Here is a 25,541-nt window from a genome sequence, read left to right as displayed (position 1 = left end):
AGAAAACGCTTTTTATGTTATAAAATCAAACGTTTTACAATGAGAATCACCCAATTACGGTATGTGCAGGTCAGCCTGTTCTACAATAGATAGCTTCATTTTATCCATAAGGGGGATTACACATGAAGGGAAAAACACCAAAAACATTCGCAATGCTTCTGTTAGCAAGCGCTCTTGCCATTACAGCAGGATGCAGTGGTAGCGGAGGAGGAACTACGGCTTCAGAGACACCAACGGACACAGGGGATACGACCAGTCCAATCACCTTTACGTTCTTTGGTGCTGACGCAAGTCCAAACTGGAACAACATGAAGGACGCAGTCGGCCAAGAAATTACGAAACAAACAGGTGTTACAATTGAAGCCGAGTATGATGTGAATAATGGTGGCGACCAAAAGATACCTTTGATGGCTGCCAGCGGTGAATACCCTGATATTATCTATCCTAAAGGTAACTTGTCTAAGCTTGTGGATGCAGACGCGATGCTTGACCTGACAGATCTGATTGACAAATATGCACCAAACCTGAAGAAAATCTATGGGGACCAGATGAACCGTCTGAAATACAGTTTGGAAGATCAGTCCATTTACACGATCCCAACGAACATGGGTGTAGACAATGTTGCGTTTGATGCTACAGGCGGATTCGAGATTCAGCAAAAGGTATTGAAAGAACTTGGCTACCCAGAAGTAAAAACGCTTGAGGATTACGAGAAAGTTCTGAAAGAATATTATGCAAAACATCCAACACTTGACGGACAGCCGACCATTCCGCTGACGCTGAATGCAGATGACTGGAAGATTATGATTACGGTAACGAATCCAGCCTTCCAGGCAACAGGAGGCCCGGATGACGGTGAATATTACATTAATCCTGAAACGTATGAAGCGGTGCTGCACTATAAACGTCCAGAGGAGAAAGAATACTTCCGCTGGTTGAACAAAATGTACAATGAAGGCATTCTCGACAAAGATACATTTGTGCAGAAGGACGATCAATACAAATCCAAAATCGCAAGCGGTCGGGTACTGGGGCTGATTGACCAGGAATGGAACTATGGTGAAGCTGAGAATGCTTTGAAATCAGTTAAAAATGGCGAGAATACCTACGCTCACTTCTCTGTATCCCTCAACAAGGATATTGTGGATCATACGTTCCAACCAACCGGATTCGATGGATATGGCATCGGAATTTCCAAAACTGCAAAAGACCCAGTACGTATTATCAAATTCATGGATTGGCTCGCTTCGGATGAAGGCCAGGTGCTGAGAAACTGGGGGATTGAAGGCGAACAATACAAAGTGGAAAATGGCCAACGTATCATTCCTGAGGATGTACAGGACCGCAAGACCAATGACAACTCTGCGTTTACCAAAGAAACAGGAGTCGGTATGTATAACATCTTCAGCGCAAGATATGGCGATGGTGTTAAAGATTCCACAGGTAACTACTACACAACGAACTTCCCTGAGCAGATCCAAGCAGGTTATACTGCCGCAGAGAAGGAAACATTGAAAGCCTATGGCATCACAACGTGGAAAGATTTCTATCCTTCTGAAGACGACTTGAAGCTGAAAGATTGGGGCGCAGCATATAACATGCCAGTACCTTCGGATACGGATTATAACGTAGCGTTCCAGAAATCACAGGACATTGTCCGCAAACGTATTCCTGAAGCTATCCTTGCCAAACCTGAGAACTTCGACAAAGTGTATGATGATCTCCTGGCAGAGCTTGATAAAGCAGGTGCGGTAGAGATGGAGAAACAATACACCGTTTGGATCAAGGAACGTGTAGCTCTGTGGACAGGTAAAGACGTGAAATAATACTGAAAATAAGTCAATATAAACGATCATTTTCAAAGCGAAATGGGTCCCTTGAAAGGGGCCTTTTTTGTTGTTGACGAAAGGGGGAGGATAGCATATAATCATTAATGTAAGCACTTTCAGTAAGCGTTTTAAATTATTTTCCGAAAACGTTTTACGGATGTTGGAAGAGAGTTTTCATGAGTTTTAGATTTGATAAAAAAGAGTGCAAATTTAATTTTTTAGTAAGCGCATACAGAAATGCGTCTTACAGCGGTATCCTCAGGCTTAAAACCTGTTATACAGATAAAACCTTCATAAATAATAGGGGGACTAGACAATGAGAGGCAAAATGAAAGGCAATACACCCAAGACGTTTGCAATGTTGATGCTCGCAAGTGCAATGCTGGTTACAGCTGGCTGCGGAAATTCGGGAAGTAAAGAAGCCTCGGAGTCCAGTGGAACCGATCCGGTTACTTTCACATTCTTTGGTGCGGATGCGAGTCCAACCTGGAACAAGATGCAGGATGCAGTCGGTAAAGAGATTACCAAGCAAACAGGCGTTACGATTGAAGCAGAGTATGATGTAAACAATGGTGGAGACCAGAAAATTGCACTTATGGCGGCTAGCGGTGAGTACCCTGATATTGTTTTCCCAAAAGGTAACTTGTCTAAACTAGTAGATGCAGGGGCGATGCTTGACCTGACGGATCTGATTGAGGAGCATGCTCCAAACCTGAAAAAAATATATGGGGACCAGATGAACCGTCTGAAATACAGTTCGGAAGATCAGGCCATTTATACAATCCCAACAAATATGGGTGTTGATAATGTTGCGTTTGACGCAACAGGCGGATTTGAAATTCAGCAAAAAGTACTTAAAGAGCTCGGATACCCTGAAGTGAAAACACTTGAGGATTACGAGAATGTATTGAAAGAATATGTGAAAAATCACCCAACGATTGACGGTCAGCCGACCATTCCATTGACGCTGAATGCAGATGATTGGAAGATTATGATTACAGTAACGAACCCGGCCTTCCAGGCAACTGGAGCACCGGATGATGGAGAATATTACATCAACCCTGAAACATATGAAGCGATGTTGCACTACAAACGTCCAGAGGAGAAAGAATACTTCCGCTGGTTGAACAAAATGTACAATGAAGGACTGCTGGACAAAGATACATTTGTCCAAAAGGATGACCAATATAAATCCAAAATCGCAAGTGGTCGCGTACTCGGTCTGATTGACCAGGAGTGGAATTATCAAGAAGCAGAAAATGCACTCAAATCAGCGGGCAAAGATGACAGCACATATGCTCACTTCTCTGTATCCCTGAACAAGGACATTGTGGACCATACATTCCAGCCAACCGGATTTGACGGATATGGCATCGGGATTACAACTTCTGCCAAAGATCCGGTTCGCATTATCAAATTCATGGACTGGCTCGCTTCGGACGAAGGTCAAGTGTTGAGAAACTGGGGAATTGAAGGCGAACACTACAATGTAAAAGATGGTCAACGGGTGATTCCTCAAGATATCCAGGATCGTAAAACCAATGACAACTCCAACTTCACTAAAGAAACAGGAATCGGTATGTATAGTGTGTTTAGTGCGAGATACGGTGATGGCGTGAAAGATTCCACGGATAACTATTACACAACGAACTTCCCTGAGCAGATTCAGGCTGGTTATACTGCGGCAGAGAAAGAAACGTTGAAAGCATATGGCATTACAACATGGAAAGAATTCTATCCTTCTGAAGATGATTTGCAACTGAAAGACTGGGGCGCAGCATACAACATGCCTGTACCTTCAGGTACAGATTATGAGGTAACGTTCCGAAAAACACAGGATATCGTGCGCAAACGTATTCCTGAAGCTGTTCTGACTACAGCTGCGAACTTTGATAAAGTATACGATGATTTCCTCGCCGAGTTGGATAAAGCTGGCGCAGTCGAAATGGAGAAACAGTACACTGTTTGGGTTAAGGATCGTGTTTCCCTGTGGACAGGTAAAGACGTAAAATAACTTATGTTTTAATTGAATAGGCGGATATACAAAAAAAGGCCCTGAGCAAGGGTCTTTTTTTGCTGTCCATGTGATGTTTAACATTGACGCAAATTTCAAAATCAAATATAATTTTCTTACTGTAAGCACTTTCAGATGAACGACGATTTAGCCTTGTAGGTAAGCGGATTTCGAGCAAGTAAAACAGTATTTATATTGGTTATTTAGTTATACCGAAAACGTTTTAGTAATAATTAAAAAACAGCTGATTCATGAATAGGAGTTATCTATGTCCCCATTTAATGAGAGAACAAAAGAAAATCGTCTGTGGTATCGTCAGCCCGCTACTCGCTGGGAAGAGGCGTTGCCTATCGGCAATGGTCGCCTTGGCGGTATGGTGTACGGCGGAGCAGCGGATGAACAAATCCAGCTAAATGAAGATACATTGTGGTCCGGATTTCCACGCGACACCATTCAGTACAGCAGTCAGCGGTATCTGAAGCAGACCCGTGAACTGATTATGTCCGGGCAATATAGCGAAGCTGAACAATTACTGAATCGCGAAATGTTGGGACGGGATGTGGAAGCTTATCAGCCGATGGGCCACTTTAAGTTGCAGCACGATGAACTGGATGGGATCCCGTACGATGAATTTGAGCGGGAGCTTAATCTCCACACCGGCATTACAACGACGAAGTATTCATATAAAGGCATTCGTTATGTACGTGAAGTATATGCCAGTGCGCCGGATGATCTCATGGTCTGTACCATCACTGCTGATCATGAGGGATCTGTAAACGTCAGCGTTACGTTGGACAGTCCACATCCTTATAACGTTCAGGCTTCGGGCGATGCACTTACACTGTTCAGTCGCTGTCCAAGTCATGTTGAATCGAATTATTTCAGGGATCATCCGGAGTCTGTCATCTACGAAGAAGATCGGGGAACGGCTTATGCTATGCGATTGGCCGCGACTGTGACGGGCAAGAATGCCGAAATATCGGTTATGGACGGGAGACTTCATATTCAGGGAGCTAACCAGGTTATTTTTTATCTGGCAGCGGTGACCGCCTTTGAAGGCTATGATGTGGCGCCTGTTAAAGATGGTGTGCTTCTGGATCAGGAGTGCAGGGAGGTAATCACTAAAGCGATGGTTCATGGCATGAAAGTACTTCGGGAGCGCCATGTGATGGATCATGGGACTTTATTTTCCAGAGTATCTATTGATCTCGGCGCATCAGCGAATGAAGCATTGCCTACTGATGAGCGACTGCAAGCTTACCAGGCTGGAGCCAATGATTCCGGTCTGGAGGCACTCTATTTTCAATATGGCAGATATCTATTAATGGGTAGTTCACGAAAGGGAAGTCAGCCTGCCAATCTGCAGGGAATCTGGAATCATCAGGTGGAGCCGCCCTGGCACAGTGATTACACGATTAACATCAATACCGAGATGAATTACTGGCCAGCAGAAGTATGCAACCTGAGTGAATGCCATGAGCCACTGTTTGGCTTGTTGGAGGATCTAAGCGATACCGGGAGAAGGACGGCACGCATTTTGTACGGAGCGCGCGGCTGGACAGCCCATCATAATGTAGATATCTGGCGGACATCCACGCCTACAGGCGGAGACGCAAGTTGGGCGTTCTGGCCGATGGGCGGTGTGTGGCTGACTTCACACCTATGGGAGCATTATCTGTTTACCCGTGATCAGCAATTCCTCGCGGAACGCGCGTATCCAATCATGAAGGAAGCGGCACTCTTCTGTCTCGACTGGCTGGTGGAGGGACCGGACGGATATCTGGTTACGGCTCCATCAACCTCTCCAGAGAACAAGTTTCTCACCGAGGAAGGTGAGGCTCGCAGCATCTCCATGGCTTCGACTATGGATATGACATTGATTCGTGAGTTGTTCGATCGATGCATTGAGGCAACCAAACAGCTGGATGTGGATCAGCAACTGGCGAATGAGTGGAGCGAGGCACGCAGCAAACTCTATCCATTCAAGATCGGAAGCGAGGGGCAGCTGCAGGAATGGTTTAAGGATTTTGCCGAATCCGAACCGGGGCATCGTCACGTCTCCCATCTGTATGGTCTGTATCCGGGGGAGCAGATCAACCGACTGGATACGCCTGAACTGGTGGAAGCAGCGCGAGTGTCACTAGAACGTCGCATCTCACAAGGTGGCGGGCATACAGGTTGGAGCTGTGCTTGGTTGATCAATCTGTATGCGAGGTTGCTGGATAGTAAGCTCGCACATCAGTTTGTCCGTACACTGCTGGCTCGATCCACGCATCCTAATCTGTTCGATGATCATCCGCCGTTCCAGATCGATGGCAACTTTGGTGGCACTGCGGGGATCGCCGAGATGTTGTTACAAAGCCATTTGGGTGAATTACATCTGCTGCCAGCGCTGTCTGAGTACTGGGCCAGTGGCAGTGTGAAGGGGCTTCGGGCACGAGGTGCATATACGGTGGCAATTGAGTGGACAGATAGCAGACTCTCAAGCGCCGAAATCAAGGCTGATCACGATGGCTCGATAACCATTCGGAGCACATACCCACTGCGTGTGGAAGGGAACGATCAGGCTAAGGCGCAGCTTACACCTCAGGGTGATTATGTAGTTATTTTAACCATGACCGCAGGACAGACGATCTGCGTGTCATCATGAGACGGAGGAGTAAACGATGACGATTTTTCAATTTCCACAAGATTTCCGCTGGGGAACAGCTACAGCTTCCTATCAAATTGAAGGTGCAGCGCAGGAAGGCGGACGCGGGGTATCCATCTGGGATACGTTTGCCCGTACGCCCGGCAAAGTATTCAATGGAGATAATGGTGATGTGGCATGTGACAGTTACCACCGTTACGAGGAAGACATCGAGCTGATGAAAAAGCTTGGGATCAACACCTACCGATTCTCCATCGCCTGGCCGCGTATTATTCCTGATGGAGATGGCGAGATCAATCGTGAAGGATTGGACTTCTATCATCGATTCGTGGATAAGTTGCTTGAAGCGGGAATCGAACCTTTCTGTACGCTGTATCATTGGGACCTGCCCCAGACGTTGGAAGATATCGGAGGTTGGGGCAATCGCAGGACGGTGGATGCATTTGTAAAATATGCTGAAGTCATCTTCAAGGAGTTTTCCGGTAAAATTAATTTCTGGCTGACTTTCAATGAACCATGGTGTATTGCGTTTCTGTCCAACTTGCTTGGCATTCATGCACCAGGAAATAAGGACCTGCAAACATCCATTAATGTTGCTCACGGACTGCTCGTTGCTCACGGTAAAGCCGTTCAGTCGTTCCGTCGCTTGGATACAACAGGACAGATTGGTATTGCACCCAATGTATGCTGGGCTGAGCCTTACAGCAAATCTCCAGAAGATCAGGCAGCCTGTGATCGGGCAATTGCTCTGAATACGGATTGGTTCCTAGATCCGATCTACAAAGGATCGTATCCACAATTTATGGTTGACTGGTTTGAAAAAGCAGGTGCCACAGTGCCGATTCAGGAAGGCGACATGGAAATTATCTCGCAGCCCATTGATCTTCTTGGAATTAACTACTACACCATGGGAATCAATCGTTTCAATCCAGAGGCGGGTGCATTGCAATCCGAAGAGGTCGATATGGGACTTACCAAGACTGATATTGGCTGGCCTGTGGAATCACGTGGACTGTATGAGTTCATGCATTACTTGCAAAAATACGGGAATGTGGATGTCTACATCACAGAAAATGGTGCTTGCATCAATGATGATTTGGAAAACGGAAAAATCAATGATGATCGCCGGATTGCATACTATGAGCAGCATTTGGCCCAAATTCATCGGATTATCAACGACGGGATCAACCTGAAAGGCTACATGGCTTGGTCTCTGATGGATAACTTTGAGTGGGCGGAAGGATACCGTATGCGCTTTGGTCTTGTGCATGTGGATTACCGTTCATTGGTCAGAACACCTAAAGAAAGCTATTACTGGTATCAAAATGTGATCAAAAATAATTGGTTGGAAACTCGAATTTAGGCTTTAATTTCAATGTTTAGGAAGAAGTGTTCTGAAACCTGACATAAAAAGTAATAACGTTAGTTCAATTGTTAAATGTAGGAACATACGTGGTAATCAGAATAAAGACGGTGGTTCGGTAATCCGAAGCACCGTCTTTTTTATTGTTTTATTTTCAGCTAGGACTTACATGTTCATGAAGGTTTCATAAGGTCTAGGCTGTTTCATGTTATGAAAAGAGCGTTTTTGGGTTATAAGAAGTAAGAAGAAGTGATCTGGTTCTTGTCAACAGTTAAAATACAAATAAAGTGTCCAAATTGCGAAATAAATTTGAACATTTGTTGACTAAAAATCATACTGATGTGGTATATTGGTATAAGGAAAGCACTTACAAAAAGGGAAAAGGAAGTGTTTACTATGGCATCGAAGACAGCAATGGTAAGCCAATTGGATCGCAAAGATAAAAATATGCGGCGTGCAGTGTTAACGATGACAGTTCTGGCTTGGATTGCCCTCATTACGGGAGTAATCATGTGCCTGATCAACCTGAATGATTTTAATGATCGTAACCTCGGATTAATGGTGGGTATTGGTTTCTTGGTCGGTAGTGTATTTATTTATGTAATTGCCAAATCGATTGGACTTGTTCATACACGCCGGGAAGACGAAGGCGCCGATTAAATAATCTTGCGTTAATTCGTTCATAATAAGACTGGATGAGCACCCGGAATCCCAGTCAATAAAGCCCTTTGCGGATTCGTTGATACTGTTCAACGGGACTGCAAAGGGTTTTATTTTGTGACTTGAAGTGTAAAGATTACAATGAGGAAATATCAAGTGTGCAAGTGATTTGTGAGAAAAAATTCACACATTTAAGGTGCAAAATCGACAAATTTGTTAACATGAACAAAAAAGTTGCTCATTTCTGATATCTTTAGAAGGAAGAGAGTAGTATACTGTTTTTTCAGTATGAGCGAATTTAAGGAGAGGGGATCAAGATGAACAAGAAACCTAGGTCGCTAATTCGGATAATCATTCCGGTTGTCCTGACGTTGGTTACAATTGCATTGATTGTCTGGCCAATGCTGGCAGGCGGGCAGTACGTTGTTCTGGATCCGAAAGGGCCTATTGGCGCTTCGCAGAGAGATTTGATTGTCATTTCGACAATTCTGTGTGCAGTCGTTATTGTGCCTGTATTGATTTTGTCTGCTGTAATTGTATGGCGTTACCGCGACAAACCGGACAATAAATCTGCTTATGAGCCTAACTGGTCTCATAGCACTAAAGCGGAGGCTATCTGGTGGACCGTTCCGATTATTATTATTGGGTTGCTGGCGGTTGTAACAATTCGCTACACCTATGATCTGGAACCTTCGAAGCCATTGGCTTCCGAGAAAGCACCGGTGACCATTCAAGTATCTTCACTGGACTGGAAATGGTTGTTTATGTATCCGGAGCAAGGTATTGCAACGGTCAACACGTTGAATATCCCGGCAGACCGGCCCGTAAAATTTGAGCTCACCGCGGATTCACCGATGAACTCGTTCTGGATTCCGCAGCTTGGTGGACAGATTTATACAATGTCGGGTATGGCGATGACCTTGTACTTGCAAGCTGATCATGAAGGTCAATATTGGGGTTCAGGTGCCAACTTTACCGGGGAACACTTCGCCCAAATGCGTTTTGACGTCAATGCTACATCGGAGGAAGACTTCGACAAATGGGTGACTGAAGTGAAACAACAATCCCAACCGCTGACGCAAGAAACGTATAAAACACTGGCGGAACCGGGAACAAGCAATGTAGCTTATTATTCTTCCTTCCCTGAAGGACTGTTCCAAGACATCGTGACCAAGTATGTTATTGACGGTCAAAGTGCTCACAGCAAGCACGGTGAAGCTTCAGGTGCCAAAGAGATTACTACGCAAGACGTGGACAAGAGTGCTAACTAAAGATTCGAAAGGAGGCCCCCAATGTTAGAGAGACTTAAGGAGTTTGCATCGGAGTTTTTCGTTACCGGTGATCCGCTGATTTATGGTGCGGACGTGGCGATCGGAATTACGATGATTACCATCGTAGCGGTGCTGACTTATTTCAAAAAATGGGGCTGGCTCTGGCGTAACTGGTTAACTACCGTCGATCACAAAAAGATCGGTATTATGTATATTATTGCTTCCATTATCATGCTTTTCCGTGGTGGTGTGGATGCACTGATGATGCGTCTTCAGCTAGCTATGCCTAACATGGATTTCTTACATCCCGAGCATTATAATCAGGTCTTTACGACTCACGGTACGATCATGATCCTGTTCATGGCGATGCCGTTTATGTTCGGTTTATTTAATGTTATTGTACCGCTTCAAATAGGGGCAAGGGACGTTGCGTTCCCATTCCTTAATGCACTAAGCTTCTGGTTATTCTTCCTGGGAGCAATGCTGTTCAACCTGTCCTTCGTTATCGGTGGTTCACCGGACGCAGGCTGGCTCAGTTATCCGCCTTTATCGGAGCTATCGCATAGCCCGGGGGTGGGCCAAAACTTCTATATATGGGGTATTCAGATTTCGGGTATCGGTTCCCTGGCTACCGGTATCAACTTCCTGGTTACCATCATTAAAATGCGTGCGCCAGGCATGAAATGGATGAAAATGCCGATGTTTACATGGTCGGTATTCTCCACTTGTATTATCATTCTGTTTGCATTCCCAATCTTGACAGTGACACTTGCATTGCTCTTCCTCGACAGGTTTGCGGGGGCGCATTTCTTCACACTTGATCTGGGCGGTAATCCAATGATGTATATCAACTTGATCTGGATGTGGGGTCACCCTGAGGTATATATCGTTGTCTTGCCGGCATTCGGTGTGTTCTCCGAGATTGTAAGTACATTCTCGAAGAAAAAATTGTTTGGTTACAAATCAATGGTATTTGCGATGCTGATCATTAGCTTCCTGTCCTTCTTTACATGGGCGCATCACTTCTTCACGATGGGTTCGGGAGCAGACGTTAATGCATTCTTCGCCGTAACCACGATGTTGATAGCCATACCAACAGGGGTTAAGATCTTTAACTGGCTGTTTACCATGTTCCGGGGAAGGATACGCATGGATACCCCGATGCTATGGACACTTGCATTTATTCCATGCTTTATCGTCGGGGGTATGACGGGGGTTATGTTATCCGTGGCACCTGCTGACTTCCAGTTCCACAACAGTTACTTCCTGATTGCCCACTTCCACCAAGTGTTGATCGGTGGTGTAGTATTCGGATACTTTGCAGGTCTGTACTACTGGTGGCCTAAAATGTTTGGATTCCAACTGCCAGAAAAACTGGGTAAATGGGCTTTCTGGACTTGGAATATCGGTTTCTATGTCTGCTTCATGCCGCAGTACGCTGTCGGTTTGATGGGTATGACACGTCGTCTGAGCACCTATGGCTGGGATACCGGCTGGTGGGAACTTAACTTTGTATCCACAATCGGGGCTTTCCTGATGGGTGTCGGATTCTTGTTCCAGGTAGCACAAATCGCAGACGGCATTCGGAAATACAAAACACTCAAAGCATCTGGCGACCCTTGGGGTGGTCGTACGCTCGAGTGGTCGATTCCTTCACCTGCTCCTGAATATAACTTCGCCATTACACCGCGCGGAGATGATATTGATGAGTGGTGGGAAGAGAAAGAACGTCGTGCCAAAGGCATCTATCCACCTGAACAGCCGCTTGAGCCGATTCATATGCCTAAAAATTCCGCGATTCCGTTCATCATGTCTATATGCTGGTTCGTTGCCGGTTTCGGCTTTGTATTCGGATGGCTGTGGATGGCGATTCTTGGACTCGCTGGCGTAGGGATTTGCATGATCGCTCGTTCATTCTCATACGATACGGATTATTATATTCCGGTTGACGAAATTAAGCGTACCGAAGCGTCGTTAAGGGGGTCGGTATAAATGGCTCAAGCAGCCGCGAAGCACGGTCATAACCATGCACATGATCATGACCATGGTCACCATGACCCGCAAGAATTGAAAATACTCGGATTCTGGTTCTTCCTGATTTCCGACGTTATCCTGTTCTCCGTGTTGTTCGCAACCTTTATTGTGTTGCGTGACAATTCGGCGGGCGGACCTGTATTGTCTGAACTGATCAAAATGCCTGGCGTTATTGCCGAGACATTTATCTTGCTCACAAGTTCATTCACAAGTGGACTTGCGGTTCTTGCCATGAATCAGGGCAAGGTGAAGCAATTGATCAGCTGGCTGGCAGTTACAGCTGTTCTGGGTGCGAGCTTTATCGCCCTGGAAGTAACGGAGTTTATTGAGTTGATTCATGAAGGGTTCAGTTATACAACGAGTGCAGCTTCTGGTGCATTCTTCACCCTTGTGGGAACTCACGGGCTTCACGTATCGCTCGGTCTGATCTGGATGATCGGATTGATGCTTCAACTGAAAAAACGTGGAATTACCGATGTTACTCGCGGTAAAATCAACGTAATCAGCTTGTACTGGCACTTCTTGGACGTCGTCTGGATTTTCCTCCTGTCGATCGTCTATCTGATGGGGGTGATGTAGATGGCAGAGCATAACTCACATGAATCCCATGGCCACGAACAGCATGGTTCACTCAAGTCCTATGTCATCGGCTTCATTCTGTCCGTTGTCCTGACCATTGTTCCTTTGGTAGTGGTTCTGAATGACATGATGGGCAGAACAGCAACGCTGAGTGTCGTTCTGGTAACAGCAGCACTTCAGTTTGTGGTTCAACTCTTCTTCTTCATGCATATCCGTGAATCGGAGAAGCCGCGTTGGAATGTAATGGCTTTGATCTTTGGTCTGTTGATCATGATGACCATCGTTATTGGTTCCATCTGGATCATGTTGAACAATACAGTTGCACATTAAGTTTTATGCAATAGGTAGGGATCTCCCGACTTTATTTAAAAGTCGGGAGATCTTTTTTTTACCCTTTTTTCATCCTGAATGCGGGCAGAATAAGGGAAGGGACGCATGAGATATAAAAAGGCGAAAATAATGTCGAAAAAAGTTCTTGATTTTTTCTCTCGAATCCGTATACTCAGAAATATAAGTAATCCGAAACGTTTTGGAGGAAAGCAATTGGCTACAATCAAAGACATATCACAAATGACGGGATTTTCGATTACGACCGTATCCAGAGCTCTGAATGGGTACTCGGACGTCAGCGATAGTACGCGCAAACTGATAAAAGAAGCCGCCGAAACCCTGAACTATAGTCCAAATGGTCTAGCGAGAGGCCTGGTCATGAAGGAAACCAAAACGCTGGGGTTGCTCGTATCAGGCATGACGTACAAAAACATCGATAACAACTTTGTATTCGAAGTGCTTTGCGGTATTAATGATAGCGCTGCCAATTCGGATTATGATCTGATTTTGTTCAGCACAAATACAGCGAAGCAAAAGATGAAAACGTACACACAGCTGTGTAGGGAACGAAAAGTGGATGGTGTCATTCTTCAGGGTGTGAAGACGGATGATCCGTATTTGCAGGAAGTATTGGATAGTGACATTCCTTGTGTATTGATTGATATACCCATTCACAGTGAGTATGTTGGTTTTGTATCAACGAATCACAAACAAAGTGCACAGACTGCTGTAGAGCACCTTATTGGTTTGGGTCATCGGCAGATTGCCATGGTGAACGGGTACCCCGAGGCTTTTGTATCCAAGGAGCGCTATGAAGGATATTCCGATGCAATGCGAAATGCAGGGTTGAGCTTGAAGCCTGAATGGATCGTAAACGGGAATTTCACGGAAGAAGAAACACAGCAGCAAGCTTCAGAGTTGTTGAAGGCTTATCCGGAAATTACCGCAATCTTCTGTGCAAGCGACATGATGGCTCTGGGTGTAATGAAGGCTGCGAATGAACTAGGCATCTCTATACCAGATGAATTGTCTGTAGTGGGATTTGACGACATTCCAACAGCCGCATATTTTCAACCACCACTCACCACCATCGGACAGAACATGTATCAGTTGGGACATGAAGCTGCAAACCTGCTGATGGGCATGCTGAGATCGGAAGACAGCCCCAAATTTAATATTTTGCAAAATGAATTGGTTTTGAGATCCTCGACAGCCAAACCAGGTCGCTGAGTTTAGCTGAGAATACGGTTCGCGAGGGATTGCAAAATGAACGAGATGAAGAGAGAACCGAAATGTTTTATTAAATCCGAAACGTTTCGGTATTATTTTCACTCAAATCCAAAACGTTTCGGATACAACATAAGATAGACATAGGGGGAATACACATTGCTGAAATATGATGCAGGACAAGGAGAATGGAGTAACTGGCTGGTAACTGAAACCGGGTTTGATCCGGCTCATCAAGGGAAAGGCGAAGCTGTGCTCTCACTTGGAAACGGCTACATGGGACTTCGCTCGGCAACGGACGAAAATTATGTTGGACAGGTGCGGAACTGGTTCGTAGCCGGAACGTTCAATAAGTTTGACGAGCATGAGGTAACAGAACTCCCTAATGCAGCGGATGTAACGGAACTTTCAATCACCCTGAATGGGGAAACCTTCAGCTTGGAAAAAGGAAGAACGATCAGCTACAGTCGTCAACTGAATCTCAAGAACGGTGAGCTGACCCGTAACGTGGTATGGCAGAGCCCGACAGGAGAAAGCTTTGAACTTGAATTCCGTCGCTTTGTTTCCTTGAGTAACCGTCATCTGGTTGGTTCATCTGTAAGCATCAAGCCACTGGATGGTCAAGCGCGTGTTCACATTGCATCCGGTATTAATGGACAATGGACGAACTCGGGTGCGCAGCATTTCACGGAAGGCGAAAAACGGATATTTGAAAAGACTTATATCCAAATGACGTCAACGACGACACAATCGGCTGTTGATTTTGTAACCAATACGGTGCACCACTGGCAGCTGAATGGTGCAAAGGTTGAGCCGGAATTGCGTCAAACGATGGGACGCCGCAAGGTTGGCATCGAAGGCACAGTAACCGTGGAAGCCGGACAATCGGTAACACTGGAAAAAATCTCGAATGTGCATACCAGCCGCGATCTGGTGTACAACAACGGTGGATATTCACTGGAGCAAATGCGTGAATCTGCACTGACGGAGTTGAAGCAAGAGTCGCAAAAAGGGTATGATCAGCTATTTCGTGAAAGCGCTAACGCCTGGGCGGATACTTGGTCCACGTACAACATTGAAGTGGACAGCACAAGTGGATATGACCAGCTTGCCATCCGTTTCGCCATCTATCACCTCGTCATTATGACACCTGCTCATGATAATCGTATGGGAATCGGGGCGAAAGGATTAAGCGGTGAAGGGTACAAGGGACATTCCTTTTGGGATACGGAAATCTTCATCCTTCCATTCTTCATCTACAGCAATCCCAAGATCGCAAGATCCTTGCTGGAATATCGATATCAGGGGTTGGATGGAGCTAGAAGCAAGGCCAAGGAGAACGGATTCGAAGGAGCCATGTATCCGTGGGAAGCAGCCTGGATCGAAGATGGCGAAGTTACACCGGTATGGGGAGATGTAGATATCGTAACCGGAGAGCAGACGAAGATCTGGTCCGGCTTCATTGAACAGCATATTACCTCTGACATCGCTTATGCCGTTTGGCATTACGTCCAGTCTACAGGCGATGAGGCGTTCATGGATCAATATGGCTACGAGATCATTTTTGATACAGCCACATTCTGGGCCAGCCGTCTGGAGTGGGATGAGGCCCAAGGCCGCTATCACATCAATGAGGTTGTTGGACCGGATGAGTATAAGGAGCATGTGGACAACAATGCATTCACCAATCATATGGCTCACTTCAATATGGAACTGGCCATTCAATATTATGAAAAGCTTCAGCAGGAGAAACCTGAGTTGCTCAAAGCATTGTCTGCGAAGCTTGACCTGACATCTGCTCGGGAAGCATGGAACAGACTGGATCAAATGTATCTGCCAGGGCCGAATGAACAAGGACTTATTCCACAAGATGATACCTACTTGCAGAAGAAAGTCATTGATCTTACCCCTTATAAAAATCAGACGAAAGTCGCCAGCATCTTCAATGACTACAACCTGGATCAGGTTGGTGAAATGCAAATTTCGAAGCAGGCTGACATCATGATGCTATTCTTCCTGCTTGAGAATAAATTTGAACCCGCTATCAAACGTGCGAACTATGACTACTACGAGGAAAAAACATTGCATGATTCCTCATTGTCCTTGTCGACGCACAGTATCCTTGCCAGTGACTTCGGTAATCGTCCGCTCGCATATGATCTGTTCCGCCGGGCGTCCGAGATTGATCTGGGACCGCATATGCACTCTTCGGATGCAGGCATCCATTCAGCTTCTCTGGGCGGAATCTGGGAATGTGTTGTGATGGGATTTGCCGGAGTTCGTATGTTGGATGGCCAGCTTCATCTCGATCCAAAGCTGCCAGAGTCCTGGAGCAGTCTGAAATTCCCGCTTTACTGGCAAAACCAGCTGTTGCATATCACAATCACGTCCGAGGGTATTCTAATCGAGAGTGATGCAGAGGAAGAAATTTCTCTCCTTCTGTCCGGTCAGCAAGTTACTTTCAGCAAACGGTTTCAAACCTTGGTTTAATATAAATCCATGTGGAGGTCATTCAAATGAAAAAAGGGTCCGCAAGTTTGGTCATGATGCTGATTTTGGTATTAGTGTTATCCGCGTGTTCTTCAGGTGGAAGTAATAGCGCGGAAGGCGGAAAAGGAGAAAAAGTAAAACTCACCTTCTCCGTATGGGGAGATGTCAACTCCGGTGCGGATGAAGTGAAGCTTGCGGAAGAGTTCAATGCTGCACACCCGGATATCGAAGTGAAGTTTGAGCCTATTCCAAGTGAAGGTTATGGAACAAAACTCACTACATCTCTGGCAGCAGGTCAGGCACCAGACGTATTCCTGGTTGGTGAAGGCGACTACTACAAATACGTTGATAAAGGTGTAATTGAGCCACTCGACGATTATTTGAGCAAAGACACTGCGTTTAATCTGGATATTTTCCAAAAGGATCTCATTGAAAATATGAAAATCGAAGGCAAACAATACTACTTGCCTAAAGATTTCAACCCACTTGCTCTGTGGTACAACAAACGCATGTTTGATGAAGCGGGAATCCCTTATCCAACAGATGAATGGACATGGGATGACATGATTGCAACTGCACAGAAACTGACTAAAAAAGATGGAAAAAAATATACTCAATTCGGATTCAACGCCGGCAAATGGGAATATCCAATCTATACGTACCTGTGGGATTACGGTACAGACATCGCGAATGAGGATGGAACAGCTGCAGAAGGTTACATGAACAGTGAAAAAACGATAGCGGCAATGGATCAATATGTTTCCTGGTCTCAAGGAGATAGCCGTGTATCCCCGACGCCACTGGATTCCGAGACGCTTGGCGGAGATTCATCGATGTTCATGACAGACAAGCTTGCCATGATGATTACAGGTCGTTGGATCAAAGGTGATCTCGACAAATCCGATGTTCAATATGGTTCTGCACTTATTCCACAAAATACGGACGGTACTCGTTCAAGCATCATCGCAAGTGCGGGTTGGGCTATCAACGCAGCAGGTAAAAATAAAGAAGCGGCTTACGAACTGGTGAAGTGGCTCTCGGGTACAGATGCACAGAAGCTTCGCTCTGCGAACGGTAAAGTATTACCAGCGACTGTGAAAGAACTAGACGAAGTCAAAGCCAAAGAAGTAGCAGACAAACCAGTCATCGAAATGATGGATTATGCTAAAAAACCGGTAACCATGCGTTCTACAAACGGTCCTGTGTTTGTTGAAGAATTCACCAAGGCGCTGGAAAAAGTGCTGCTTGGCAAACAGGATGTCAAAGGCGCTCTGGATGAAGCTGCGAAGAACGTTGACAGCAAAATCAAGTAAAAACCATGCGGGTGAGTCGGCGGCCATGCTGATTCACCCTCTTCATCAAGGAGGCTGCTATGCGTAATTCTAAATCCGAGCGTGCCGGGTATTGGTTCATATTGCCCTGGCTTATAGGCTTGTTGCTCTTTACCATTGGTCCAATGTTATTCTCCCTGCTGCTGGCTTTTAGCAAATGGGATATTATTACCGGCGTACAATCGATTGAATGGGTCGGTCTGGATAACTTCAAAACGATGTTTCATGATGAGCTTTTCTATCAATCGTTGAAAGTTACCTTTATTTTCGCTCTGGTATCCGTACCGCTGTATCAAGTGGCATCACTGCTTATCGCCTTGCTGCTGAATATGCGGAACAGAGGGATGAAATTTTTCCGCTTGATCTATTTCATGCCATCCGTCATTCCGGCTGTAGCGGCATCGATGATGTGGATTATGATTTTCAATCCGGAATACGGCATTCTGAACCGGGCGCTTGCCTTCTTCGGCGTACAGGGGCCAGCTTGGCTTCAAGATCCGAGCTATGCGCTGGGTGCACTGATTGTCATGGGTTTGTGGGGCGTCGGCAACACGATCATCATTTATTTGTCTGGCTTGCAGGGAGTTCCCGAAGAGCTGTATGAAGCTGCCAATCTGGATGGAGCGGGACCGTTTCAACGGTTTTTCAACATCACATTACCTATGATTTCCCCAACGGTGTTCTTCAACGTGATTATGGGTATCATCGGCGGATTCCAGTATTTTACACAAGCATTTGTTATGACCAACGGGGGACCGCTTAACTCGACCTTGTTCTATAACTTGTATTTGTACAATAAAGCTTTTACCGATTTTGAAATGGGTTATGCTTCGGCATTGTCCTGGGTATTGTTCATCATCATTCTGGCGTTTACGTTGCTGGTCATCCGCAGTTCTTCGATGTGGGTCTATTACCAGGGCGATAACGAAAAGGATTGAGAGGAGGACAAATGATGAATCAAGCAACGACACGGAAACCGGTCTACTCGAAACTATTCTCTATGCTCATGCTTATCGCTGGTGCAGCCGTCGTGCTGATCCCGCTGTTATGGACGTTTGCAACGTCTCTTAAAACACCTGCCGAGGTGTTCAAAGATGATTTTTTCCCGGCTGTATGGATGTGGTCTAACTATAAAAATGCCGTCTTGGCCATCCCGTTTTTTACATTTTTGAAAAATACGCTGATTATTCTGATTCCGGTATTAGTCGGTACCGTATTCTCGTCTGCCCTATGTGCGTATGGTTTCGCCCGGTTTAACTTCCGCGGCAAACGCACGCTGTTCCTGGTGCTATTGGCGACGATGATGCTGCCTTCGCAGGTAACGATGATCCCGATGTTCATCATGTTTAAGGAAATCGGCTGGGTTGATACATTTTTACCACTCATTATCCCTGCATTCTTCGGGGGCGGAGCGTTTAACATCTTCCTGATTCGCCAGTTCATGCGCGGTATTCCGCGTGATCTCGATGAGTCCGCTTTTGTAGACGGAGCAAATAAAATGCAGATTTTCACCAAAATCATGCTGCCACTGTCCATGCCGCCACTGATTGCCGTATCGATCTTTACCTTTATGGGCGTATGGAATGACTTCCAGGGACCACTCATTTATCTGAACTCCAGTGAGAAGTATACGCTGGCACTTGGTTTGTCAATGTTTAAAGGACTTTATAACGTGGAATGGAACATGCTAATGGCTGCAACGATGCTGATTATGCTTCCGCCACTCCTTGTGTTCTTTGTTGCACAAAAATACTTTATTGAAGGCATTTCCATCTCTTCTGCAATCAAGGGCTAATCGTCCGTATGAATAGAAGAGATGAGCGGTGAGCCAAACCGCAGAGGAGGATTATCATGGCCACATTAACAAGCAGACATCCATTTAATTTGTATTATAACGCAGGTGAATACGTGAAAATTTGCGGTACCCAGGACGGATACTTTCCCGATTTTGGGCATCATATGGCTAACGAAATGGGCGGTGTATGGCTGCATCCGATCAAGCTGTTGGACGGCTTCTGGCTGAAGGTAACCGATCTGGATCGCAACATTGCGGTATGGGCAAGGGCAGACGGATTCACAAGTGAATCCTGGGGCGGAAGCCGGTTCGATTATGATCACGGATTGAGCCACATTCCGGTATCCATTGAACGCAACCAGTTTGCCCCCGATTATGAAAAAGGCATGGTCGCAGAATATGAGATCAGCGCTTACGGCAAAGGAACAACCCGGCTCAAGTTGGAGCTGCTGTCACGTACCGATCTCCGTCCAGTGTGGTATTCCGATGAGATCGGAATTATCCCAGGAGCGGGTGAAACAGCAGAAGCCATTTCTTCGCGCAAAGTCATCGTCAAAGATGATGCCCAAGACTGGTATGCTGTGATTGGAAGTGACCTGCCTGGAACGGAAATGACAGTTGGTCCTGAGATTTACGGACCAGAACTGACGGCAGGCAAGGGCACAGGCATTTCTTTTGTAACCGAATGCACGCTGGAGGAGAAGGATGTATTCCGCTTCCGGTTATTTGTTGCCGGTTCGGAGTCGTCCCGTGAAGCCTGTGAGCAGACTTATGCAGTCATCGAACGTGACTACGTCAGCTTGAAAGAGCAGAAGCAGCAACTCTACGACAAGTTGGATCAGCGCGCAGTGTTGACCATTGAAGGCGAGGATGAGCTGAACGAGCAATTTGCCTGGGTGAAGCGCAATAATCAGTGGCTGGTGCAGCAAGTAGACGGAATCGGTCGCGGATTGACGGCAGGTGGACCCACGTATCCGTGGTGGTTCGGCTGTGACAGTACGTATGCGCTTCAGGGTGTGCTTGCTACGGGAGATCATCAACTGGTGCGGGATACGTTGAATCTATTGCTGGAGAAATCCAAGGAAGCGAACGGCAATGGACGTTTTGTGCATGAAGTGACCACGATAGGAGCCGTGTCTAATCGCGGCAACACGCAGGAGACGGCACACTATATCGCCTTTGTATGGGAAATGTTCCTGTGGACCGGAGACGATGCACTTCTGCGGGAGCATTATGACTACTGTGTTCAGGGAATCGACTGGCTGCTGGGTGAGATGGATCCGGACGGAGACCTGTTCCCTTCCGGTTATGGCATCATCGAGATTGCCGGATTGAATATGGAACTGATTGATAGTGCCGTATATACAGCCAAGGCTCTTCAGGCGCTGGAGCACATGAGTCTCTATTTGGGTGAAACGAAGCGGCACCAGACATATCAAAAACTGGCCGAACAAGCGGTACGTGCGGTGAATGATGTGTATTGGTCTGAAAAAGACAGCCTCTATGCGGATGCCGTTGCACCTATTTCCGATATTGTGCCCAAGGTGGATTACATGGTTTCTCTCGCTGAAAAGCAAGGGATCACAGACTACCGGGAGTACGTGGAAGGATTGCTGGCCGATGCAGGTGAAAATCAGAAAGACCGCGGTTGGCTGCTGAACAAAAACTGGGTCATTGTCACTCCGATGGAAGCAGGAATTGCCGATCAGGACAAAGCACAGCGTGCTCTGGAAGCAATGCGAAACCGCGATTTCATTGGTGAATACGGTACGTATCTTGCTGCCATGTATCAACAGGGCACGATGACAATCTCTACTGGAGCACATGCGGTTGCAGAAGCGGCGTACGGGCATCCGGATCACGCGCTGGATTTACTTCGCCGGATGGGGAAAAGCTTCTCACGTGTACTGCCGGGTTCATTCTCGGAGATGTCCCCGGACTACGGCTGTGTAGTCCAGGCGTGGACGATCTATGCACTGGCTGTACCTGTGGTACGACATTTCTTCGGCGTTCAACCGGAAGCACAGCATCGCCGTGTAACCTTATCACCTAATATGCCGCAGGCATGGGAAAACAAAACATGCAGTCTGGAGCATCTGATGGTAGGCGATGCAGAGTTCGATATTCATTTTGAATCCCGTGAGGGCAAACGGTATGCGAGCATTTCCAATGCATCGGGCTGGACGGTCGTTCTGGACTGGAAGGGCGAGAGACGGGAAAGCAACGAGAAACGAATTGAATGGCAACTATAATGTTCAACTAAAAATTTATACGATAACGGAGAGGGCAGAAATAACCTGAAGAAACGCAGTGTTCGCCTTTATTCCCGGATTTTCCCTTCTGAGAAGGATATCAAAAAAATCTGGGGATAACAGCGATCGGAAGGTTGTTCTGTCATCGTAGTGGCCAGTGTAAATATCTTTTAGTTGAACTCAACTAGAGCAATAACATGGGGAGGAACGGGTAATGAAAGGGAACGGAGCACTTCAAGCCGTTATTTTTGATTTGGATGGTGTCATTACTGACACGGCGGAGTACCATTATGTAGCGTGGAAAAAGCTGGGGGAATCGCTGGATATTCCGTTTGATCGGGAGTTCAACGAGCAGTTAAAGGGCATTAGCCGTGGGGAGTCGCTGGCGCGCATTTTACGTCTGGGTGGCAAGGAAGATACGTTTTCGGCTGAGGAAAAGGAAGAATTCGCACAGCGTAAAAACGAACATTATGTTTCGTTGCTGGACTCGCTGACACCCGAGCACACCTACCCTGGAATTCGGGAATTGCTGCTTGAACTGCAAGCTTCCGGCATTCCTGCGGTTATCGCCTCGGCCAGCAAAAATGCCCCTCAAATTCTGAAGGCGCTGGAGTTGGACTCGCTGTTCCGCTATGTGGTACATCCAGATTCCGTACCGCACGGCAAACCTGCACCAGATCTGTTCCTGCGTGGAGCAGAAGAAGTAGGTGCTGACGTTAAAGCCTGCATCGGCATCGAGGATGCGCAGGCAGGTATTGAGGCTATCAAATCCGCAGGCATGATCGCCGTGGGTATTGGTGAAGAAGCTGTACTTAAAGGTTCCGGAGCGAACGTGGTGCTGAAAGATACGACACAGCTCACGCTGTCATTCCTGGAGCGTACGTTGCGGGAGCACAGCCATTAAGCACAAAAGGGGAGATGCAGCATGAACCGGGCATGGTGGAAAGAAGCCGTTGTATATCAGGTCTACTGGCGGAGCTTCCTGGATGCGAATGGAGACGGCATCGGGGATTTGGAAGGATTGATGCTCAAGCTGGACTATATCAAAAGTCTGGGTATTGATGTCATCTGGCTTAATCCCATCTATGAATCGCCGGATAAAGATAACGGATATGACATAGCGGATTATTATCGCATCATGGCGAAAGCCGGAACGATGGAGCAGTTCAAGCAATTGCTGGACAAGGTCCATGAACTGGGCATGAAGCTCATTATGGATCTGGTGGTCAATCATACATCAGAGCAGCATGCATGGTTTGAAGAATCACGTTCATCTGTCGATAATCCGAAACGCGACTGGTATATATGGAAGCCGGGGAAGCCGGATGGCCCGCCGAACAACTGGCGCTCCTATTTTGAACCGTCGACCTGGACATATGACGAGCGGACGGGAGAGTATTATTTCCACTCCTTTGCCAAGGAGCAGCCTGATCTGAATTGGGAAAATCCCGAGCTGCGTGAGGAGATTTATCGGATGATGCGTTTCTGGCTGGATCAGGGCATTGATGGCTTCCGCATGGATGTTATTAATCTGCTCGCCAAGCTGGAAGGTTTCCCGGATGCGGAGCACCCGGAGAACATTGATTATCTGGGCAATAATCCGGGCATTCATGAATATTTGCAGGAAATGAATCGGGAGGTTCTCCAGCATTATGACATCATGACCGTAGGAGAAATTCCGTTTGTCACACCTGAGGATGGCCTTCTGTATGTGGGCGACAATCGGAAAGAGCTGCATACGTTATTCCATTTCCAGGTGGCGGATGACATGCCTACATGGGATCTGGCACGGTACAAGGAAATTCAGGAGAGCTGGTATGAAGCGTTCCGCCATGAAGGTTGGAACTCCCAGTTCCTGAACAATCACGATCACACCCGACAGGTTTCAAGGTATGGCAATGATGGACAATACCGTGTGGAATCGGCCAAACAACTGGCGACCATGATTCATACCCTTCCGGGAACACCGTATGTATTCCAGGGAGAGGAGATCGGCATGACGGGTGTCCGGTTCTCTTCCATTGATGAATATCACGATATTGCAATGAAGAACAAATATAAGGAAGAAATCGGTAAAGGCCGTGCGCCAGATGAAGTCCTCCACAGTCTTCAGCCGCTGAGCCGGGATAATTCCCGCACACCAATGCAGTGGGACAGCAGCAAGCATGCCGGGTTTACCGAAGGGCAGCCGTGGATGCAGGTGAATCCCAACTATGAAGAGATTAATGTGGAGCGGGATTTGGCCGCGCAGGACTCCATATTTGCATATTACCAGCAGCTGATTGCCCTGCGTAAAACGCACGCGGTTATGGTCTATGGAGATTATCGTGACCAATCGGCCGGGGAAGAACATGTATATGCATATAGCCGCAGTCTAGATGGAGAGACATGGCTTGTCATGCTCAATCATTCGGACCGGGAGCAGTCCTATCGTCTGCCTGCTTCTTTCGCAGATCGAGCCATGAATGCCCGCTTGGTCATTGGCAATCTGGATCGCTCAACCTCGGATGAGGTTAGAGAAGGCACCCTTCGTTTGCGTCCTTATGAGGCGCTGATTTATTCCTTGTAATACATCGTAAGATCACCAGAGCCTGGCGGGGATTTTCCCGTCGGGTTCTTTGATTTATCCGAACATTGGGGACACTAGTGATATATTTTATTTAAGAAAAATGATTTTAGGAGATGCAATAATGAAGACTAAGGTTATACGTTATTATCGTTTCGGCGAGCCGAACGAAGTGATGTGCATAGAAGAGAAGGAGTTAGTACCCCCTGGCCCTGGTGAATTAGCGGTGAGGATGTGCGCAAGGCCTATTAATCCCTCAGATGTCATTCCTGTTCGAGGCGCATATCCGCATCGGACCCTTCTGCCAGCTGTTCCGGGGTTCGAGGGAGTGGGTGTAGTGGAGGCAGTAGGGCCGGGAGTATCCAATCAAATGTTGGGTCGGCGCGTCCTGCCGCTGAAAGGCGAGAACACGTGGCAAGAGATGGTGAGAACTTTGGATCGAAATGCGATCATTGTGCCTGATGATATTAATGATCAATCGGCAAGTCAGATCTACATTAACCCGATAACAGCTTGGCTGATTTGTACGGATATACTTCATCTTACGTACGGCGATACCTTGATTGTCAATGCCGGTGGTTCCGCAATTGGGCGAATCTTCGCACAATTATCGAAGATTCTGGGATTTCGTATGATTGCGCTCACAAGAAATGTTCGCCATACTGCTGAGTTATATTGCCTTGGGGCAGTTTCTGTTGTGAATACGATGGAAGAGTTGCTACAGGAGAGAGTTGCAGAATTAACGGAGGGGCGTGGCGCTAATGCGGCTGTCGACTGCATCGGAGGGGCAGATGGAGAGCAGCTCGTGAGTTGTTTAAGGCCGCATGGCACGGTAATAAGCGTCGGACTGCTCTCGGGTATCTCACCGTTATGGCATGAGATGACCCGCGGAACGCAAGTTAACGTTAAACTCTTTTGGCTAAAGCATTGGGTAGAGCGATGTTCGCAAGAACGATGGGAACAGGTATTCAATGAAGTGATTGAGTTAGTTCGGGAAGGCCGACTATTGATGGCAAACATTGGGGCAACATATGAGCTTGCAAATGTGAAACAGGCCATTGCAACCGCTGAATCGAGCATCGAGGGAAAGGTTCTTCTATTAAGCTAATGCAATAGATTGTAAAAATATCGAAGTATAGGATGCTGTTCG

Annotated in this window: 18 protein-coding genes; all 18 read left to right on the top strand. The window is 46.7% G+C overall.

Translation table 11 applies throughout. The annotated features are described in order from the left end of the window. Positions 1–122: 122 nt before the first annotated feature. A complete protein-coding gene (locus AC3ITG_RS27640) occupies positions 123–1,826 on the top strand; it encodes an ABC transporter substrate-binding protein (RefSeq protein WP_489251935.1) in 1,704 nt (567 codons plus the stop codon). A 319-nt stretch (positions 1,827–2,145) separates the two neighbouring features. Beyond that, on the top strand, positions 2,146–3,843 hold the full coding sequence (locus AC3ITG_RS27635) for an ABC transporter substrate-binding protein (RefSeq protein ID WP_489251934.1): 1,698 nt from the start codon (positions 2,146–2,148) through the stop codon (positions 3,841–3,843). A gap of 268 nt (positions 3,844–4,111) precedes the next feature. Beyond that, entirely contained in the window at positions 4,112–6,493 is a 2,382-nt protein-coding gene (locus tag AC3ITG_RS27630) for a glycoside hydrolase family 95 protein (protein ID WP_489251933.1), read from the top strand. Positions 6,494–6,509: 16 nt separating this feature from the next. After that, positions 6,510–7,856, top strand: a complete 1,347-nt coding sequence (locus AC3ITG_RS27625; protein ID WP_489251932.1) for a GH1 family beta-glucosidase — start codon at positions 6,510–6,512, stop codon at positions 7,854–7,856. Positions 7,857–8,252: 396 nt separating this feature from the next. Then, on the top strand, positions 8,253–8,516 hold the full coding sequence (locus AC3ITG_RS27620) for a hypothetical protein (protein WP_489251931.1): 264 nt from the start codon (positions 8,253–8,255) through the stop codon (positions 8,514–8,516). 317 nt (positions 8,517–8,833) lie between these two features. Further along, complete coding sequence (gene cyoA / locus AC3ITG_RS27615; protein ID WP_489251930.1) at positions 8,834–9,787, top strand: ubiquinol oxidase subunit II; 954 nt, start codon at positions 8,834–8,836, stop codon at positions 9,785–9,787. 21 nt (positions 9,788–9,808) lie between these two features. Continuing rightward, the gene (locus tag AC3ITG_RS27610) at positions 9,809–11,779 is read left to right on the top strand and encodes a cbb3-type cytochrome c oxidase subunit I (RefSeq protein WP_063566559.1); all 1,971 of its coding nucleotides are present in this window, start codon (positions 9,809–9,811) and stop codon (positions 11,777–11,779) included. Next, positions 11,780–12,400 (top strand): cytochrome o ubiquinol oxidase subunit III, encoded by a 621-nt coding sequence (gene cyoC, locus AC3ITG_RS27605; protein WP_489251929.1) that lies wholly within the window; start codon positions 11,780–11,782, stop codon positions 12,398–12,400. It abuts the gene before it with no gap. After that, positions 12,401–12,730 (top strand): cytochrome o ubiquinol oxidase subunit IV, encoded by a 330-nt coding sequence (gene cyoD, locus AC3ITG_RS27600; protein WP_063566561.1) that lies wholly within the window; start codon positions 12,401–12,403, stop codon positions 12,728–12,730. 213 nt (positions 12,731–12,943) lie between these two features. Next, positions 12,944–13,960, top strand: coding sequence for a LacI family DNA-binding transcriptional regulator (locus AC3ITG_RS27595; RefSeq protein WP_413373658.1), 1,017 nt, complete (start codon positions 12,944–12,946; stop codon positions 13,958–13,960). A gap of 156 nt (positions 13,961–14,116) precedes the next feature. Beyond that, complete coding sequence (locus tag AC3ITG_RS27590) at positions 14,117–16,447, top strand: glycoside hydrolase family 65 protein (RefSeq protein ID WP_489251928.1); 2,331 nt, start codon at positions 14,117–14,119, stop codon at positions 16,445–16,447. 26 nt (positions 16,448–16,473) lie between these two features. Further along, on the top strand, positions 16,474–17,760 hold the full coding sequence (locus AC3ITG_RS27585; protein ID WP_413373654.1) for an ABC transporter substrate-binding protein: 1,287 nt from the start codon (positions 16,474–16,476) through the stop codon (positions 17,758–17,760). 59 nt (positions 17,761–17,819) lie between these two features. Further along, a complete protein-coding gene (locus AC3ITG_RS27580; RefSeq protein WP_053780124.1) occupies positions 17,820–18,716 on the top strand; it encodes a carbohydrate ABC transporter permease in 897 nt (298 codons plus the stop codon). 14 nt (positions 18,717–18,730) lie between these two features. After that, positions 18,731–19,573, top strand: a complete 843-nt coding sequence (locus AC3ITG_RS27575) for a carbohydrate ABC transporter permease (protein WP_063566566.1) — start codon at positions 18,731–18,733, stop codon at positions 19,571–19,573. 56 nt (positions 19,574–19,629) lie between these two features. After that, on the top strand, positions 19,630–21,825 hold the full coding sequence (locus tag AC3ITG_RS27570) for an alpha-L-rhamnosidase-related protein (RefSeq protein WP_489251927.1): 2,196 nt from the start codon (positions 19,630–19,632) through the stop codon (positions 21,823–21,825). A 214-nt stretch (positions 21,826–22,039) separates the two neighbouring features. Next, on the top strand, positions 22,040–22,729 hold the full coding sequence (pgmB, locus tag AC3ITG_RS27565) for a beta-phosphoglucomutase (protein WP_413373651.1): 690 nt from the start codon (positions 22,040–22,042) through the stop codon (positions 22,727–22,729). Positions 22,730–22,750: 21 nt separating this feature from the next. Next, on the top strand, positions 22,751–24,394 hold the full coding sequence (locus tag AC3ITG_RS27560; RefSeq protein WP_413373649.1) for a glycoside hydrolase family 13 protein: 1,644 nt from the start codon (positions 22,751–22,753) through the stop codon (positions 24,392–24,394). Between the two features lie 121 nt (positions 24,395–24,515). Continuing rightward, positions 24,516–25,499, top strand: coding sequence for a zinc-dependent alcohol dehydrogenase family protein (locus AC3ITG_RS27555; protein ID WP_489251926.1), 984 nt, complete (start codon positions 24,516–24,518; stop codon positions 25,497–25,499). Positions 25,500–25,541 lie beyond the last annotated feature (42 nt).

The organism is Paenibacillus sp. GL_099_B, assembly GCF_057835695.1.
This window is presented reverse-complemented; position numbering and strand designations above follow the sequence as displayed.